This is a genomic window from Pseudomonas sp. (assembly GCF_002796985.1).
Lineage (GTDB): Bacteria > Pseudomonadota > Gammaproteobacteria > Pseudomonadales > Pseudomonadaceae > Pseudomonas.
Map to the genome: position 1 here is coordinate 261,915 of NZ_PEKX01000007.1, position 14,864 is coordinate 276,778.

18 protein-coding genes and 1 pseudogene are annotated in these 14,864 nt (G+C 64.1%); 8 read left to right on the top strand and 11 right to left on the bottom strand.

The genetic code is table 11. The features are described from left to right. Positions 1-132: 132 nt before the first annotated feature. Complete coding sequence (locus tag CTR55_RS06755; protein ID WP_296285151.1) at positions 133-1,464, bottom strand: OprD family porin; 1,332 nt, start codon at positions 1,462-1,464, stop codon at positions 133-135. Between the two features lie 448 nt (positions 1,465-1,912). Here CTR55_RS06755 and CTR55_RS06760 point away from each other — a divergent pair, with 448 nt between their 5' ends. From CTR55_RS06760 to CTR55_RS06780, 5 genes are all read left to right on the top strand, one after another. Beyond that, on the top strand, positions 1,913-2,290 hold the full coding sequence (locus CTR55_RS06760) for a RidA family protein (RefSeq protein ID WP_296285152.1): 378 nt from the start codon (positions 1,913-1,915) through the stop codon (positions 2,288-2,290). A 400-nt stretch (positions 2,291-2,690) separates the two neighbouring features. Next, a complete protein-coding gene (locus CTR55_RS06765) occupies positions 2,691-3,206 on the top strand; it encodes a hypothetical protein (protein ID WP_296285153.1) in 516 nt (171 codons plus the stop codon). A 61-nt stretch (positions 3,207-3,267) separates the two neighbouring features. After that, the gene (locus tag CTR55_RS06770) at positions 3,268-4,113 is read left to right on the top strand and encodes a DUF692 domain-containing protein (RefSeq protein WP_296285154.1); all 846 of its coding nucleotides are present in this window, start codon (positions 3,268-3,270) and stop codon (positions 4,111-4,113) included. Beyond that, positions 4,106-4,879, top strand: a complete 774-nt coding sequence (locus CTR55_RS06775; RefSeq protein WP_296285155.1) for a putative DNA-binding domain-containing protein — start codon at positions 4,106-4,108, stop codon at positions 4,877-4,879. Before CTR55_RS06770 ends, CTR55_RS06775 begins: the two co-directional genes overlap by 8 nt. Positions 4,880-4,891: 12 nt before the next feature. Next, the gene (locus CTR55_RS06780; protein WP_296285156.1) at positions 4,892-5,155 is read left to right on the top strand and encodes a hypothetical protein; all 264 of its coding nucleotides are present in this window, start codon (positions 4,892-4,894) and stop codon (positions 5,153-5,155) included. Positions 5,156-5,611: 456 nt separating this feature from the next. Here CTR55_RS06780 and CTR55_RS06785 read toward each other — a convergent pair whose 3' ends face one another. From CTR55_RS06785 to CTR55_RS06800, 4 genes are all read right to left on the bottom strand, one after another. After that, a complete protein-coding gene (locus tag CTR55_RS06785; protein ID WP_296285157.1) occupies positions 5,612-6,127 on the bottom strand; it encodes a DoxX family protein in 516 nt (171 codons plus the stop codon). A 94-nt stretch (positions 6,128-6,221) separates the two neighbouring features. Then, the gene (locus CTR55_RS06790) at positions 6,222-6,860 is read right to left on the bottom strand and encodes a hypothetical protein (protein ID WP_296285158.1); all 639 of its coding nucleotides are present in this window, start codon (positions 6,858-6,860) and stop codon (positions 6,222-6,224) included. A gap of 118 nt (positions 6,861-6,978) precedes the next feature. Next, complete coding sequence (locus CTR55_RS06795; protein WP_296285159.1) at positions 6,979-8,289, bottom strand: ATP-binding protein; 1,311 nt, start codon at positions 8,287-8,289, stop codon at positions 6,979-6,981. Further along, positions 8,286-9,026, bottom strand: coding sequence for a response regulator (locus tag CTR55_RS06800; protein ID WP_296285160.1), 741 nt, complete (start codon positions 9,024-9,026; stop codon positions 8,286-8,288). Before CTR55_RS06800 ends, CTR55_RS06795 begins: the two co-directional genes overlap by 4 nt. 225 nt (positions 9,027-9,251) lie before the next feature. Between CTR55_RS06800 and CTR55_RS06805 the strand changes: the two genes are divergently transcribed. Together CTR55_RS06805 and CTR55_RS06810 are read left to right on the top strand one after the other, a co-directional pair. Continuing rightward, positions 9,252-9,524, top strand: coding sequence for a DUF2790 domain-containing protein (locus tag CTR55_RS06805; RefSeq protein ID WP_296285161.1), 273 nt, complete (start codon positions 9,252-9,254; stop codon positions 9,522-9,524). Between the two features lie 82 nt (positions 9,525-9,606). Further along, entirely contained in the window at positions 9,607-10,827 is a 1,221-nt protein-coding gene (locus CTR55_RS06810; protein WP_296285162.1) for a cytochrome c biogenesis protein DipZ, read from the top strand. Positions 10,828-10,858: 31 nt separating this feature from the next. Here the strand turns inward: CTR55_RS06810 and CTR55_RS06815 are convergent, their stop codons facing one another. After that, complete coding sequence (locus CTR55_RS06815) at positions 10,859-11,155, bottom strand: addiction module antidote protein (protein ID WP_296285163.1); 297 nt, start codon at positions 11,153-11,155, stop codon at positions 10,859-10,861. Beyond that, complete coding sequence (locus tag CTR55_RS06820) at positions 11,152-11,448, bottom strand: type II toxin-antitoxin system RelE/ParE family toxin (RefSeq protein ID WP_296285164.1); 297 nt, start codon at positions 11,446-11,448, stop codon at positions 11,152-11,154. Before CTR55_RS06820 ends, CTR55_RS06815 begins: the two co-directional genes overlap by 4 nt. Positions 11,449-12,059: 611 nt before the next feature. On the opposite strand from CTR55_RS06820, the gene CTR55_RS06825 reads away from it, so the two are divergent. After that, on the top strand, positions 12,060-12,731 hold the full coding sequence (locus CTR55_RS06825; protein WP_296285165.1) for a hypothetical protein: 672 nt from the start codon (positions 12,060-12,062) through the stop codon (positions 12,729-12,731). A 27-nt stretch (positions 12,732-12,758) separates the two neighbouring features. Here the strand turns inward: CTR55_RS06825 and CTR55_RS06830 are convergent, their stop codons facing one another. The 4 genes and pseudogenes from CTR55_RS06830 to CTR55_RS06845 all read right to left on the bottom strand — a co-directional run. Beyond that, a complete protein-coding gene (locus CTR55_RS06830; RefSeq protein ID WP_296285166.1) occupies positions 12,759-12,968 on the bottom strand; it encodes a helix-turn-helix domain-containing protein in 210 nt (69 codons plus the stop codon). A 172-nt stretch (positions 12,969-13,140) separates the two neighbouring features. Next, positions 13,141-13,599, bottom strand: a complete 459-nt coding sequence (locus CTR55_RS06835; RefSeq protein WP_296285167.1) for an AraC family transcriptional regulator ligand-binding domain-containing protein — start codon at positions 13,597-13,599, stop codon at positions 13,141-13,143. Between the two features lie 234 nt (positions 13,600-13,833). Next, positions 13,834-14,505 (bottom strand): DUF3313 domain-containing protein, encoded by a 672-nt coding sequence (locus CTR55_RS06840; protein ID WP_296285168.1) that lies wholly within the window; start codon positions 14,503-14,505, stop codon positions 13,834-13,836. A gap of 167 nt (positions 14,506-14,672) precedes the next feature. After that, positions 14,673-14,813: pseudogene (locus CTR55_RS06845) on the bottom strand (transporter); the annotation flags it as partial. Positions 14,814-14,864 lie beyond the last annotated feature (51 nt).

The window sequence follows — 14,864 nt, forward strand, 5'->3', positions numbered from 1 at the left end:
CCCGCCGGGATAAACCGTGATTCCGGGAAGAGACTTTCTGCACGGACGCAATAATCGTAGGGATACACGAAAACGCAGGGCAAACGTCCAGATGAATCTGAAAGTTTGCCCTGCGTAGTTATCCGCTCTGAATTACAGAATCGACAGCGGGTATTCGACGATCAGGCGCAGTTCGTTGTTGTCATCTTCTGCCTGGTCGGCGTTGGCGCGGTGGAAGGCCTGGCGCAGGCGGAAGGACAGGTCCTTGGCCGGGCCTGCCTGGACCACGTACTTGGCTTCCAGGTCGGTCTCGTGGTGGCTGCCATCTTCGCCGTAGCCATAGCCCAGGTACTGGCTGTCGGAGTCCATGTGGCTGCCGTCGATACCGGTACCGTTGATGTAGCGGGCCATGAAGCTCAGGCCCGGTACGCCGTAGGTGTCCATCGCCAGGTCGTAGCGGACTTGCCAGGAGCGCTCGCCCGGACCGTTGAAGTCGGAGTACTGCACGGAGTTGGCGAGGAAGATCGAGTCGCCGCCGGCGCCAGCGCCGTTGTCGCCGAAGCCGACATAGTCGAACGGGGTATCGCCGTGGACCTTCTGGTAGGCCAGGGTGACGGTGTGCGCCTGCAGGAAGGAGTAGGCGGTAGCCAGCGACCAGGTGGTGTTGCTGATCTCGCCGGCCTTGGCCTGGCCGTAGTCGTTGGTGCGGTAGATGTTGAAGTCGAAGCCCAGCGACTGGTCATCGGCGACCGGCAGCAGCCAGTTCACGTTGCCGTAGTACTGGCGCCAGATGTCTTCGAGTTCCGAGCCATACAGCGACACGCTCAGGTTGTCGGTGATGGCGTACTTGCCGCCCACGAAGTCGGCACTATTCGCCTCGACGTTTGCGTAGGTGGCATAGATGCCGCCATCGCGAGCGGTGGTGATCGGGCTGGTGCCGGAGGTGAAGTGGCCGGCTTCCAGGTCCAGGCCGTCGATCTCGCTGCTCAGCAGGTTGAAGCCCGAGGCGGTCTGCGGGATCAGGCGGGTGCCGCCGGCGGCGAACACCGGTGCGGTCGGTTGCATGTCGCCGAATTTCAGCTCGGTCTTGGAAATACGCACTTTCAGTGCGCCGCCGGCCTTGCCGTAGTCGTCGTCCGGCTTGCCATCGTTGCCCACCGGCAGGTTGCCGGTTCCGGCACGGCCACCGCCAGCGTCGAGCTTGATGCCCAGGTAGCCGAAGGCGTCCACGCCGAAGCCGACGGTGCCCTGGGTGTAGCCGGAGGAGAAGTTGGCCAGGAAGCCCTGGGTCCAGTCGCGGTTGTCGGCCCCGCCGTTCTTGCCGTCGTGGTCGTAGTACTGGTTGCGCAGCAGGACGTCGAGCTTGGCGTCCTCGACGAAGCCCTTGGCATCGGCCTGGTCGCTGACGAAGGGTTCGGCGCTGGCGAACTGGCTGGCGGCGGCGGAAACAGCGAGCACGATAGCGCTGCGTTTGAGGTGCTTCATGGATATTGCCCCTAGAGTCTTGGAGGACCGGCTCGGTGAAGTGCGTGAGAGCCGGACGTTTTTATAGGCAGGCACAATGAATCCGCTCCTGGATTAACCACGGCGGAAAGTCGCAGGAAGTTGCGTTGGCATTGTTGCGATGATCTTGGTATTTCGCTCTTCGCGAATGGCTCCAGACGCGAAAAGACGACGTCATAATGCCCAAAGAGTTCGCTGATTAAATAACGGATTATGAAAAGGTCTATGTCTCAAACTGTAATAATCCGGACTTTGGTCGAATTGAAATAAGTACTCGGTAAGTTGTGCGGCTAGAGGCAATGTCACTGTTCCCGGGGGCTGCGGGCACGGTGACATGGCGCGCGGCGGCGCGATGCGGCTAAGCTGCGCGACCTAGCCGCCGCACCCGTGCGGCGACGTGCCTCATTCACCGACAGCAGAGATTTGTCCCATGACGCCTACCTTCATCCCCGACGCGGACCCCGAATCCATTTCCTCCGACGTCGCCGGTTTCGGCGGCCTGCTGGTTTCCACGCAGATCCCCACCCGCGAGGACGGCAGCCTGGAACTGGGCGACATCAAGGCCCAGAGCGAGGCTACCCTGCGCAGCCTGCAGTTGGCCCTGGAAAAGGCCGGCAGCGGCCTGGACCACGTACTGCACCTGACCATCTACCTCACCAGCATGGCCGAGCGCGCCGCGTTCAACGAGGTTTACTGCCGCTTCTTCGCCAAGCCCTACCCGGTGCGCGCTGCCGTCGGTATCTCCGAGCTGGCGGTGGAAGGCATGAAGGTGGAAGTCACCGCCATCGCGGCCAAGCGCGCGAGCTGATCTCCGCGCCTTTGCTGGATCGGGCCGCATTGCGGCCCTTTCTTTATTTGTTCTGCTTCTTCGACCTGAGCGCGCCTCTGGTTCGCGAGCAAGAACTAGGCGTCCCCCTCGCTCCTACAGGTCCGCGCCACGCTGCTCTTCGTAGGAGCGAGCTTGCTCGCGAACGGCACCCGCTCCAGCCCTCCCGAATGTATTCCTTTGTATCTGTCGCTCCCTGAGCGGACACACGCATACAAAAGCCTCCCGTTGCCGATACGCCCGCGATACATCGCCAAGGCGAAATAGCCCTACCCGAACGACACGGCGCTTCGGGAGGGAATACCTCCAGCGCTGCGTTCCAGGGATTCGCCCTTGCGGCATGACCCGGCGCACCACGCGCCACAGCATCTGGAGAAGCACCATGACCCGTACCTCGAAAACCCAGCTTGGCCTGCTCGCTGTCGCCCTGGCCGGTGGCCTGAACCTGGCGTCCTCCGCCTTCGCCGTCGAAGCCCTGCCGCAGGGTTACCAATTGGCCTCCGCCGCCAAGGCCGGGGAGGGCAAGTGTGGCGAGGGCAAATGCGGCGCCGCCAAAGAGGCCAAGGCCAACCAGGGCGAAGGCAAATGCGGCGAAGGCAAATGTGGTGCCGACGGCGCCCAGGCCAAGGCCTCCGGCGCCGAGGGCAAGTGTGGTGAAGGCAAGTGCGGCGACGCCTCCTTCGCCCGCACCGATGCCGACCACGATGGCCGCGTCTCCCGCACCGAACTGCTGGCCGTGGCGCCCAAGGCCAGCGCCGAGTTCGACGCCATCGACGCCAACCACGACGGCTACCTCTCTGAGGCCGAGGTCTTTCAGTTCCGCAAGAACCAGTTCGACGCCAACGGCAAGCCGTTCCCGTCCGACCTGTACAGCAAGCTGAGCCAGGCCAGGAACTGAGCCAAGCCGCTACCTCCCCGCGCCATTGGCCGGGGAGGGCACCTCGCCCAAGGAGACCGCCATGAGCCCTGCCATTCCCCTGCAAGGAGCCGGCCTCGGCCTGCGCCGCGCGATGTTGCCCGACCTGCTGACCCTCGACGACCGCGCCGTGGACTTCCTCGAAGTCGCCCCGGACAACTGGATCGGCGTTGGCGGTAGCTACGGCGAAGGGCTGGCCCGCCTGGCCGAGCGCTTCCCGCTGTCCTGCCACGGCCTGTCGCTGTCGCTGGGCGGCCCGGAGCCGCTGGACCACATATTCCTCGGCCGCGTCCGCGCGTTCCTCGACCAGCACAACGTGCCGCTGTTCAGCGAGCACCTGAGCTACTGCTCCGACGAAGGCCATCTCTACGACCTGATTCCCATGCCCTTCACCGACGAGGCCGTGCGCCACATCGCCAGCCGCATCCGTGAAGTGCAGGACCTCCTCGGCCGGCGCATCGCTGTGGAAAACATCTCCTACTACGCCGCGCCCTACCAGGCGCTGAGCGAGATCGACTTTCTCCGCGCCGTGCTCAGCGAGGCCGACTGCGACTTGTTGCTGGACGTCAACAACCTCTACGTCAACGCCCACAACCACGGCTACGCCGCCGCCGGCTTCCTGGCCCGCGTACCGGCCGAGCGCGTCGTCTGCCTGCACGTCGCCGGCCACTACGACGAAGCGCCGGAGCTGAAGATCGACACCCACGGCGCCGCCGTGAGGGATGACGTCTGGAACCTGCTGGCCAGCGCCTACCAGCACCTGGGCAGCGTCCCGACGTTGCTGGAGCGCGACTTCAATCTGCCGCCGCTGGCCGAACTGCTCGGCGAGGTGGACACCATCCGCAGCCTGCAAGCGAGCGCGCGCCAACCGGAGGTGCGTCATGGCTGAGACCCTGCGCGAACAGCAATTGCGCATGACCCGCTACATCCGCGACCCGCAAGCCAACGAGCCGCCGCCCGGCATCGACGCGCGGCGCCTGGCGGTGTACCGGCAACTGTTCTTCGGCAACCTGCAAGCGTTGCTCGCCGGCAACTTCCCGGTGCTGCACGCCAGCCTGCCGCGCGAACAGTGGCAGGCGCTGACCGAGGACTTCTATGCCGGCTTCCGCTGCCAGACGCCGCTGTTCACCGAGGTGGCCGGCGAGTTCGTCGAATACCTGGATGGCCGCAGCGAGCAGCCCGGCTGGGTCGCCGAACTGGCGCACTACGAATGGATCGAAACAGCGCTGCTGCTCAGCGACAAACGTGAGCCGGCCCATGATCCGGACGGTGACCTGCTCGACGGCGTGCCACTACTCTCCAGTCTCGCCGCGCCGCTGGCCTATGCCTGGCCGGTCAGCCACCTCGGCCCTGAGCACATCCCGCTGCAAGCTCCGGCCGAGCCGACCCTGCTGCTGGCCCGTCGGGGTAGTGACCTGAAGGTGTACTTCTCGCGCCTGGCACCGCTGGCCCATGCTCTGCTGGTGTCGCTGCAACAGTGGCAGCTCACCGGTCGCCAACACCTCAAGGCGCTGGCGGAAATCGCCGGCGTCGAACCGGACGCCATCGAAGGGCAGGGCATTGCCCTGCTGCGCAGCCTGAAAGAACAAGGCGTGGTGCTCGGCACCCGCCCCAATTGCACCACTCCCCGCCGTCCCCCATTGGCTCGCCCCTGAGGGAGAAGCGTCATGCCCGATACCCTGGCAACCGTGATCTACACCGCCCATACCCATACCCATACCAGCGGCGGCCGCGACGGCCGCGGCCAGACCACCTATGTCTTTCTGGGCAACACCGCCGACGGCGGCTTCGTACTGGCCGCCCAGCTCACCGCGCACCTGCCGGGATTGGAGGCAGAGGACAAGGCGAAGCTGGTCGATGAAGCCCATCAGATCTGCCCGTATTCCAAGGCATCGCGCGGCAATATCGAGGTTGGGTTCGTTATTCCCTGACTGATCCTTCGTCCACAGCGCAGCCCGTGCACCTTCATCGGTGTGCGGGCTTTTGCTTTTTGTAGGAGCGAGCTTGCTCGCGAACCCGCCCCGCTTCGGAGTCGTCGGTGAATCCGTTCGCGAGCAAGCTCGCTCCTACAGTTTTGGCCCATCTCGGTTGTCTGGATCGAACCCGTAGGGCGAATAACGCCACAGGCGTTATCCGCCATCCATTTCACATTCACAATGAATGCGCCGGCCGATGTATCGGTGGTGGATAACCGCGCACGGTTATGCACCCTACGGCTACATAGCTCGCCGACGTCCTGCATATTCATACGCTGCGTCTTCATTGACCTTCCCAAGGCCAGTCCGTGCCGTTGCTCAGCCGCTCCACAGAGCGTTCCCGCAGACAAACAAAAACGCCCTCTCCAAAGGAGAGGGCGTCGCTGGTAAATCAGACGAATCGCTAGCTGATCAGACTGTCCGCGAAGCGCCCAGGAAGCGCCCCACCAGCCCATCCACACTCAGTGCTCCCGCCCCCTTCAACACCAGCGGCACCAACGCCACCAGGTAGATCAGCGGCAGTTTGTAGTTGCCAAAACCATGGTCGGTGATCGAGTAGCCCTGGGCCAGTTCCGCCAGGCTCGACCACTGCGCCGGCCAGTGCACCGCAGCGATGGCGACGAGGGTCACGACGATCAGCGAGGCCGAGGCGAAGCGGGTGGCCAGCCCCAGGAGCAGCAACACCGGCGCGATCAGCTCGGCCCACATCGACACCTGCCAGTCGAAGCCGGCGGAGAAGTGGTTGAAGGGGAAGGGGAAGCTGGCGTGGATCTGTTCGAACCAGTTGTCGCCGTGCCATTTCTCCAGGCCCGATTCGAAGAACTCCCAGGCCAGGAACAGCCGTAACGGAATGTCCCAGCCCCAGGTGGCGAGGCGGTCGAGTTGCTCGAAAGCGGCTTTGATCGGGTTCAGGGTCAGCAGGGTCATGGTGCACCTCGTGGGTAATGTTGTGGGCAATTGGTCGTGGGCAAGGCGGGGGCGGCCGGGCGATGGCTTGGCCCCGCGGCGGAGGAGCTCGATATCAGGCGTTCGGTAGCGCGGGGCGTGCGCTACGGCGCAGGTGCGCGGCCAGCTTGGCGATGAGCTTGAAGACGATGGCGCTGAAGATCAGGCCGAAGCCCAGCGGGTACCAGGAGCCCATCGGCAGGCGCTTGTAGAACGACAGGAAGAACACCCCGGCGATCACCCAGGTGCCGGTGCTGTGCAGGCCCTTCCAGAGGCGGGCGCCGAGCAGCTTCACCGCGTAGGAGAAGGAGGTGATGGTCAGCAGGATGATGAACAGGTAACCGACCGAGCCGGGAATATTCGCGGCGGCGCTGCGGCCGTGCCAGAAGGTCTCGGGGAAGAACTTTACGTAGAGGATGATCAGCACCGCGTGCACGGCATGGGAAAAGGCAAAAGCCAGGCCGAGGAAGCGTCGCTCACGCAGCAGGCCACGGGTGAGGTCGCTCGGCACCAGCGCTGCCAGGGACGAGGCGAGGAAAGTGGCGAGGAACAGCGCGAAGGAGGTGCGGGCGGTGACGCGGATCGAACTGCGCAGCGCTTCCACCCATTGCGGCTGGGCCCACAGGGCCAGCGCGGCGGCGATCAGTACCAGCAGCGACAACAGGGAAAACAGGCGCCAGCCATGCAGGCGGGCAGGTTCGGCGGGACGATTCATGGCGGGCTCCTTTGGGGAACGCGGCGGGCGGCGTGCCGCCGCTGTTCGTGGAGCCATCTTGTCGACGGGCCTTATCCCGGATGTGTCCGGGGAAGGCCGTCTTGTATCTCTCTGTACATTATCGGGCGGGCGGCAGTTCCAGCTGCACGCACAGCCCGCCGCTGGCGCGGTTGGACAGGGTCAACGTACCGCCCAGTGCCTGGCTCAGCTGCTGGGCGATCGCCAGCCCCAGGCCGGTGCCGCCGGTGCTGCGGTTGCGCGAGCTTTCCACCCGGTAGAAGGGTTTCACCACTTCGCTCAGCTCATCCTCCGGAATGCCCGGGCCGTCGTCGAGCACACGAATATACACAGCGCCCCGGGCATCGCGCTCGACTTCCACCTGGGCGGAACCGCCGAATTTCAGGGCGTTGTCCACCAGGTTGGTGAGCACCCGGCGCAGCGCGTGGGGGCGGGTTTCCAGCACGGCGTTGCTATTGCCGTGCAGCTCCACGGCCTGGCCGCTGTCCTGGTAGTCGAGAACGAGGCTGTCGAGGAAGGCGTCGAGGTTGACCTTCACCGCCGCCTCGCTGGCGCCGTCCATGCTGCGCGCGTAGGCCACGCCTTCTCGGACCAGGTGCTGCATCTCCTCCAGGTCGTTCCACAGGCGTTCGCGCTCGGGCGAGTCGTCCATCTGCTCGACGCGCAGCTTCATCCGCGTGATGGGCGTCTGCAGGTCATGGGAGATGGCGGCGAGCAGTTGCATGCGCTCCTTGAGGTAGGAGCCGATACGCCCCTGCAGCGCGTTGAAGGCGCGGGCGGCGTAGATAACTTCGCTGGGGCCGCGCTCGTCCAGTTCTGGCGCCGGGGCATCCGGGTCGAGATGGTCGACGGCTTCGGCCAGTTGCGTCAGCGGGCGAATCGCCAGGCGCACGGCGATCCAGGTGCAGAACAGCAGCAGCGCCAGTTGCACGATCAGCACCCAGGGCAACCATTGCGCCACGGGCACGCCCTTGGGCGTTACGTCGATGGTCAGCGGGCTGCCGTCCTTGAGTTTAAGGTGCACCTGGAAGTGCGGGATGGCACCGGGAATAGTCTCGAAGCGCAGTGGGTAGCGCGGCCCGACGACATCGGCGATAGACATGGCGGCCATCGGCGCCTGCGCCATGTTCATCGGCTCGCCGGGCTGGCCTTCACTGAGCAGGTAGCGGTAATTGGGCCGTTGCACCATGGGCAGCCAGGCTTCGCGCTCATCTTTGGGCATGCGGTCGAGCAGGGCGACGGCGGTGCTGACGTCGGTCTCCAGGTTGCCCAGCATCATGTTGCGCGCGCTCTGGTAGCGCTCGTAGAACTGCGAGCAGAACGACAGGCTGTAGGCGAACACCAACCCGGCGAGGAAGATCAGCGCCAGGCGCGCGGCCAGCGTGCGTGGCCAGTGCAGGACGGATTTCATTCGTTGGGCTCGATCAATTCGACGGCCAGGGCGAAGACATAGCCCTCGCTGCGCACCGTCTTGATGTAGGCCGGCTCGCGGGCGTCATCCAGCAGGCGCTGGCGCAGGCGGCTGACCAGCAGGTCGATGGAGCGGTCGAAGATATCCGCCTCACGGCCCTGGGTGAGGTTCAGCAGTTGTTCGCGGCTGAGCACGCGCTGCGGGTGATCGACGAACACGCGCAGCAGGCGGTATTCGGCGCCGCTCAGGGCGACCAGGGTGCCGTCCTCGTCCAGCAGGTGGCGCGCGGTGGTGTCCAGCTTCCAGCGGCCGAAGCCGATCAGCCGGCTCGCCTCGCTGACCTGCAGGTTCGGCGGCAGCATGCGGGTACGGCGCAGCACGGCGTTGATCCGTGCCAGCAGTTCGCGGGCGGAGAAGGGCTTGGTGAGGTAATCGTCGGCGCCCATTTCCAGGCCGATGATGCGATCGGTCTCGTCGTTGCGCGCGGTGAGCATCAGCACCGGGGTGGACCTGTGCTTGCCCACGCGCAGCTCGCGGCACAGCTTCAGGCCGTCGTCGCCGGGCATCATGATGTCGAGGACGATCAGGTCGACCGAGTTGCCGTCGAGGAAGGCGCGCATCTGCCGACCGTCCGCCGCCAGGCTCACGCGCAGGCCGTTCTTCTTCAGGTAGTTGCCGACCAGCTCGCGGATCTCGCGGTCGTCGTCGACGATCAGTACGTGATCGACATGGTCCATGCCGGTGCCTCGTTTGTGGTGGGTTGAAGCGAGTTTATAGCGCCACGCTACGCTTGCCTGCCGCGCTTTGTATTCCACTGTATCTACGGCCGCCGCCGATACCCGGCGCGGCAAACCCGGGCCTTGCGCGACACAAGCCCGATACCTCCTGAACGTGAAATGGGCACCAACGGCGAGGCATACAGCCCTCGCCGGCCAAACCCGACACAGGACAGGAGAACCACCATGAAAGCCATCCAGCTCGCCAACGCTTGCCTTTTCGCTGCCGTTGCCGCCTTCGCCAGCTTCGGCGCCCAGGCTGCCGACTCGCAACCCGCCGAGCAGTACCACTACGGCCAGAAACTGGACGTGAAGCGCGTCCTGGCCATCCACGAAGATAGCGCCTCGCCCTTCGACTGCGGCATCGTCAACGCGCGCATGGACTACCTGGATTCCAATGGCCAGCCGCACAGCCTGGCCTATCGCAAGTTCGCCACCGACTGCAACGAAGGCGGCTGATTCCCCTTGGCCCCGGCCAAGGACGGCCGCGGCGTTTATCCCCAGCGTGACCCCCACGGGCCGATGGCCCATCGAGGTGCCCATGTTGCTCGTCGCCTTTCTCGGCGGGGTGCTGACCCTGCTCAGCCCCTGCATCCTTCCCGTACTGCCCTTGCTATTGCAGCGCGCCGGCGGCCCGGCGTGGTCGCCGTGGGTCACGCTGCTCGGCCTGGCCAGCGGCTTCGCCGTGCTGGCGAGTCTGGCGACCGTGTCCAGCAACTGGGTGATCGCCGCCAGCGAATGGGGCCGATACTTTGCCCTCGTGCTGCTAGCGGTTTCCGCCGTTGCGTTGCTCTGGCCGCGCTTCAGCGACTGGCTGGCCAAGCCCTGGGCGTGGATCGGCGACCGCCTGCAGGGCGAATCCCGCCGCCTGCCGCCGGCGCTTTCTACCTGGGTGCTGGGCTTCGCTGCCGGACTGCTGTGGGCGCCCTGCGCTGGGCCGGTGCTGGGGCTGATTCTCTCCGGCGCCATGCTGCAAGGGCCGAGTGCGCAGACCAGCCTGCTGCTGTTCGCCTACGGTCTGGGTAGTGCCACGGTGCTGGGTGTGGTGCTCTTCGCCGGTCGCCGGCTGATGCAGCACCTGCGGCCGCGCATGGCCGTCATCGAAGGACTGCGCCGCGCCACCGGCGTGCTCGCCCTGCTGGCGGTGGTCGGTATCGCCAGCGGCACCAGCGCGCAACTGGCTTCCGGCAGCTCATCCACGCTGGTGAACAGCCTGGAACGCAAGGTCGTCGACGGCGTGCCTGCGCTCATCGCAAAACTGATGCCCGGCGACATGGCCCACGGCGCCGAACGCCTGCCCGACCTCGGCCCGGCTCCGGAACTGCAAGGCGCGGTGGAGTGGATCAACAGCCCCGAACTGAACCTGCGCGATCTGCGCGGCAAGGTAGTGCTGGTCGACTTCTGGACCTACGACTGCATCAACTGCCAGCACAGCCTGCCGTACGTGAATGCCTGGGCGAAGAAGTATGCGGACCAGGGCCTGGTGGTGATCGGCGTGCACACCCCGGAATACCCCTTTGAACGCGTGCCGGCCAACGTCCGCGAAGCGGTGAAGCAGCACGACATCCACTACCCCGTGGCGCTGGATAACCAGTACCGCCTCTGGAACGCCTTCGCCAACCAGTACTGGCCGGCGCACTACTTCATCGACGCCCAGGGGCGAGTTCGCCACCTGTCGATCGGCGAGGGCGGGTACGAGGAGCAGGAGCAGGTGATTCAGGCGTTGTTGAAGGAGAGGGATGGGGCGAAGGTTGGGGCCTGAGTGAAGGGGCGGATGGCGCATCCGCCCCTTCTTATTTTCTGCTGCCGGCGGGCCTTGCTTGCAGCTCTACTCCCAGTGCCCGCATGACCTTCATCACCGTCTCGAAGCGCGGCTTGGCGCCCGGCGTGAAGACCTTGTAAAGGCTCTCCCGGCCTAGACCCGAGTCATTGGCGATCTTGGTCATCCCACGCGCCTTGGCGATGTTGCCGATGGCCAGCAGCAACTCATCGGGATCGCCGTCAGCCAGGACCTGGGACAGGTATTCGGCGATGACTTCCTCGTTGTCCAGGTAGTGGCTGGTGTCGAAGTCGCTCAGTTCGATGGTCATTCAATGGCTCCCGCCAGCTGCTGCGCCAGCTTGATATCCCGCTGCTGGGAAGACTTGTCCCCGCCACACAGCAGCAGGATCACCACATCGCCACGGCGCGTGAAGTACACGCGATAGCCAGGACCGATATCCAATCGGATTTCCGATACACCAATACCTACTGACCGGAAATCGCCGAAGTGACCTGATCGGACACGGTCCAGACGACGTAGGATTGCGACTTTCCCACGGGCATCCCGAAGTCCGGAGAGCCAGTGATCAAACTGGGCAGTTTGCTTGAGTTGGTAGGTCATGCGGTGACTGTATCCAGAAGGATACGCTTAGGCGATGCTGTTTGCAGCTGAAAAATGATTTCCTGATGGGGAGCGTTCCGTGGCGGTTGTGGGCAGTTTCTGAGGGCTTAAATTCCCGCTCAGAAACATACATCGCTCGGCAGTCTGTTTCAGTAGCGCACCCATGTGGTTGGCCTACTTGTCGAGTGCATTCGGCTGCTCTTGTTCGATATCCGCACAGCGCATATTGCGGATAAAGCTTCACCTACGGCCATCCGGAGTACCGCGCGGTGGCGTGCTGGTTGTCGGACGAAGTGATCCCACTGCTGCGCGATCAGGGGCGAGGCGATCCGCAGCGACCCCGGCGCGTCCAGATGAGCTGGCGCTCCGACCGAGTGACGGTCCTCGACTGGCAGGGGCGTCTGTGGGTTTCCTGGGACGACGTGCCGAAGTTCAGCACGATATCGGCGGGTGTCGGTGGGTGGTTGGGGAAGTTGCGCGGCGACGGTCGCAGCGATTGAGCATCGCTGGCTTCAGTGCTGAATCAACAGTGCAAAGGGCGAACACAAGAAACCTGTGCAGCCTTCTATCAGGTGATGTCAAAATGAGCTCATCGCTGACAAGGAGGTCGTATGAGGCTGATTACTGCATTGCTCATTGTGTTGCTGGCGGGCTGCTCCGCTCATGTGAAGAAGTCCGCCGAGGAGCCGTTGGCACTGTACTCCGACACGCGCGGGTCCATGGTGCTCAACATCACTGGCACCGAACGGGTGCAGAACAATGCCGAGTGGGGCGTGCTGCGCAATGTCTGGATGAATGCCATGCAGCGCCAGGCCACGGCGGCGGGCCTGAAGTACACCGAGCAGGTGGGTGAAGTGCGCTTGACGCAAGTGCCAGCCACCCTGGTGCAGATCAATGTCACGAACTTCCGTTACCTGACCACCGGCGAGCGGGTGAACCTCGGGGTGATGGTCGGTAATGCCTGGGTCAATTCGGAGGTGCAATACCTCGATGGGCAGACCGGTAAGCTCATGGGTTCGCGTAACTACGACACCTCTTCGAGTGCGTGGGAAGGCATTCTTTCCGCGATGACCGATAAGCAGTTGGAGGCGCTGTCTCGGTCCATCGTGGCGGACGTGCGCGGTGCCAGTGCGCTTGCGCGATCCGAGGCTATCCCGACACCTCCCTCGAAGGCGGCCGAACAGGCCTCCCTCGAGCAGAAGCTTGCCGACCTGCAGCAGCGCAACCTGCCGTATGAGCAGTATCAGCAGGAGTACCAGCGCATCCTGAGCGGCGGCCAGTAGGGTTTAGCGACCGGGCTGAATAGCTGTCTACTTGGGCGCTGCTTTGACGCGCGGTTGAGCCTGCTGGTGATGTTCCATCGGCGTCATGCCGAACCAGCGATGGTGGGCGCGGCAGAAGGAAGTAGTGCGTCGATACCCCTGCTCCAGGGAGATCTGCGCAACCGTCAGGCGGGTGTCGCGCATTAGCTGGGAGGCTTGCTGCTGGCGAATCTGATTGACGCGATCTTCGAAGTCCATTCCGCTGCTGGCCAGACGGCGCTGCAATGTTCGGGAGTGCAGGCGGATCAGGAGTGCCACTTCCTCGAGCGAGCAGCGATTCCTCGGCAGCAGCGCCTGGATATGGCGCTGGAGTTGAAGATAGAGATTGTCTTTCGGGGCGCAGTGGGCACCCAGGTAGAACCTTACAATTTCACGCAGCGTCGCATTGGCATGGACGCACGGCCCGCTTGAGGTCTTCGGAACGTAGCATGAGGGCGTTGTGGTCCTGGCCAAACAGCGCCGGGCAATTGAAATAGTGTTGGTAGCTGACCAGATCGCTGAGCGGTTGGTGGCGGAACAGCGCGGCCTGGGGGCCGAAAGATGAGTCGAGCAATTCGGAAATCATCAGGCAGCCATGCAGGGCCGATTTCTCGATGATCTGCGGTATTTGCGTACGGCAAGGCACGGCGTTGTCGAAGTACAGCACGGCCCGCCCGGCCCGTTGCTCCAGCCGGTAATGGATGGAGGGGCTATAGAATCCCATGTAGCGCAATACCGCGACGAGTGAGTCGCAGACGGTGGCGGCTGTGCTGGCAAGATGCTGGAGCGGGCCGAGCAGCGTGGAGGCCCAGCCCCAGCCCCAGTCCCAGCTCTGGCATCTGCAGGGCATTGGCAGTTCCTTCGAAGATTTGCACCAGACTCTTGTAGGAGAGCGTCTTCTCGTAATCGCCCACGACATCCAGGCTGATGCGATGAGGGGCAAACTGATCGTGCAATGACGCACCCCGCTGAGCGAGCAGTTCACCGAACTGCAGGAGGGCGGTTCCTCGGATACTGTCCATGGTCGCCTCCCAGGCGGGCCACGCTGTGCAGGAAAAGGGCGCCCGCCAGGGCGCCCCGTCGGTCACTTGTGCTTGAGCTGTTCGAAGGACTTGAGCATGTCCCGCGCCCAGCCATCCAGTACCGCCTTGGCATCGTTGGCGGTCATCACCTGGGAAGAGTTGTCCAGCTCGGTGCCGGCACCTTTGCGCACGACCTGGGCGACCACCGTTCCGTCGTTACCGTTGAGGAAGGCGGCCTCGGTGGCAATGCTGGTGTCCTGGTCGCGGATGCCGGTTGCGGTGCTGACACCGGCGGCGATCAGGGCGATCGGGATCACTTCATAGGGCTGCAGGCCCTTGGTCGAGGCGCTGACCGCGGTAATGGCCGGGCGCACGATCAGCACGCCTGGGCCGGGGCCATCGGCCAGGGGCAACGCCTTGGCAAACTGGGTTTTCAATGACTGGTCGTAGTAGTGGGTGATGCCGTCCAGGGTGCTCTGCGGAATCTTCTCGGTCGGTTGCGGTAGTGGGTAGAGCTGGCTGGGCTCAACGTAGACACTGGTGAACTGGCTGACATCGACTCCAGGCTTGACCCAACGCATCACCGCTTCACCGGAGGGCGATTTCTCCTCCTTGAGCGCTTTGTAGTCCTTGAGGAAACCCGAGTACTGCTCGGGCTCCACATATTTGCTTGCGCAACCGGACAGCACCAGGGACGTGAGGCACAGCGAGACCGCTAACGACTTCAACTTCATGGAGTTGCTCCTTGTGTTCGAGACTGGCAGAGATTGGCTTGCGGGAGCTTTGCCCCGGCGCTGGAAGCGCCAGGTGACGCCAGCGCCCAGCCCAGGCAGGGCGACGTCCTTGTTGATAGCGGAAAAGGTGTTGCCGGATCGTGACGTGGTCTGCTCGGCATCCAGCTCGCCCAGCCGTCGTCGTAGTCCACGGCGAGGCCGAAATTGCCATAGGTGCCAAAGCCGATGGTGCTGCGCTCGTCGTTCTGCTGGCTAATGAAGCAGCTCGCGCCGGGCAGGTACTCCAGCGTGTTGCCGCCCTTCTCCCCTGCACCGCAGCCCCCCCGAGGCTTGCGCGGCGACGTAATGCAGACTAGATG

Excerpts from the sequence above, each read along its gene's own strand:
- CTR55_RS06755 (WP_296285151.1), bottom strand. The coding sequence starts at position 1,464 with ATGAAGCACCTCAAACGCAGCGCTATCGTGCTCGCTGTTTCCGCCGCC.
- CTR55_RS06760 (WP_296285152.1), top strand. The coding sequence starts at position 1,913 with ATGACGCCTACCTTCATCCCCGACGCGGACCCCGAATCCATTTCCTCC.
- CTR55_RS06765 (WP_296285153.1), top strand. The coding sequence starts at position 2,691 with ATGACCCGTACCTCGAAAACCCAGCTTGGCCTGCTCGCTGTCGCCCTG.
- CTR55_RS06770 (WP_296285154.1), top strand. The coding sequence starts at position 3,268 with ATGAGCCCTGCCATTCCCCTGCAAGGAGCCGGCCTCGGCCTGCGCCGC.
- CTR55_RS06775 (WP_296285155.1), top strand. The coding sequence starts at position 4,106 with ATGGCTGAGACCCTGCGCGAACAGCAATTGCGCATGACCCGCTACATC.
- CTR55_RS06780 (WP_296285156.1), top strand. The coding sequence starts at position 4,892 with ATGCCCGATACCCTGGCAACCGTGATCTACACCGCCCATACCCATACC.
- CTR55_RS06785 (WP_296285157.1), bottom strand. The coding sequence starts at position 6,127 with ATGACCCTGCTGACCCTGAACCCGATCAAAGCCGCTTTCGAGCAACTC.
- CTR55_RS06790 (WP_296285158.1), bottom strand. The coding sequence starts at position 6,860 with ATGAATCGTCCCGCCGAACCTGCCCGCCTGCATGGCTGGCGCCTGTTT.
- CTR55_RS06795 (WP_296285159.1), bottom strand. The coding sequence starts at position 8,289 with ATGAAATCCGTCCTGCACTGGCCACGCACGCTGGCCGCGCGCCTGGCG.
- CTR55_RS06800 (WP_296285160.1), bottom strand. The coding sequence starts at position 9,026 with ATGGACCATGTCGATCACGTACTGATCGTCGACGACGACCGCGAGATC.
- CTR55_RS06805 (WP_296285161.1), top strand. The coding sequence starts at position 9,252 with ATGAAAGCCATCCAGCTCGCCAACGCTTGCCTTTTCGCTGCCGTTGCC.
- CTR55_RS06810 (WP_296285162.1), top strand. The coding sequence starts at position 9,607 with ATGTTGCTCGTCGCCTTTCTCGGCGGGGTGCTGACCCTGCTCAGCCCC.
- CTR55_RS06815 (WP_296285163.1), bottom strand. The coding sequence starts at position 11,155 with ATGACCATCGAACTGAGCGACTTCGACACCAGCCACTACCTGGACAAC.
- CTR55_RS06820 (WP_296285164.1), bottom strand. The coding sequence starts at position 11,448 with ATGACCTACCAACTCAAGCAAACTGCCCAGTTTGATCACTGGCTCTCC.
- CTR55_RS06825 (WP_296285165.1), top strand. The coding sequence starts at position 12,060 with ATGAGGCTGATTACTGCATTGCTCATTGTGTTGCTGGCGGGCTGCTCC.
- CTR55_RS06830 (WP_296285166.1), bottom strand. The coding sequence starts at position 12,968 with ATGGACTTCGAAGATCGCGTCAATCAGATTCGCCAGCAGCAAGCCTCC.
- CTR55_RS06835 (WP_296285167.1), bottom strand. The coding sequence starts at position 13,599 with ATGCCCTGCAGATGCCAGAGCTGGGACTGGGGCTGGGGCTGGGCCTCC.
- CTR55_RS06840 (WP_296285168.1), bottom strand. The coding sequence starts at position 14,505 with ATGAAGTTGAAGTCGTTAGCGGTCTCGCTGTGCCTCACGTCCCTGGTG.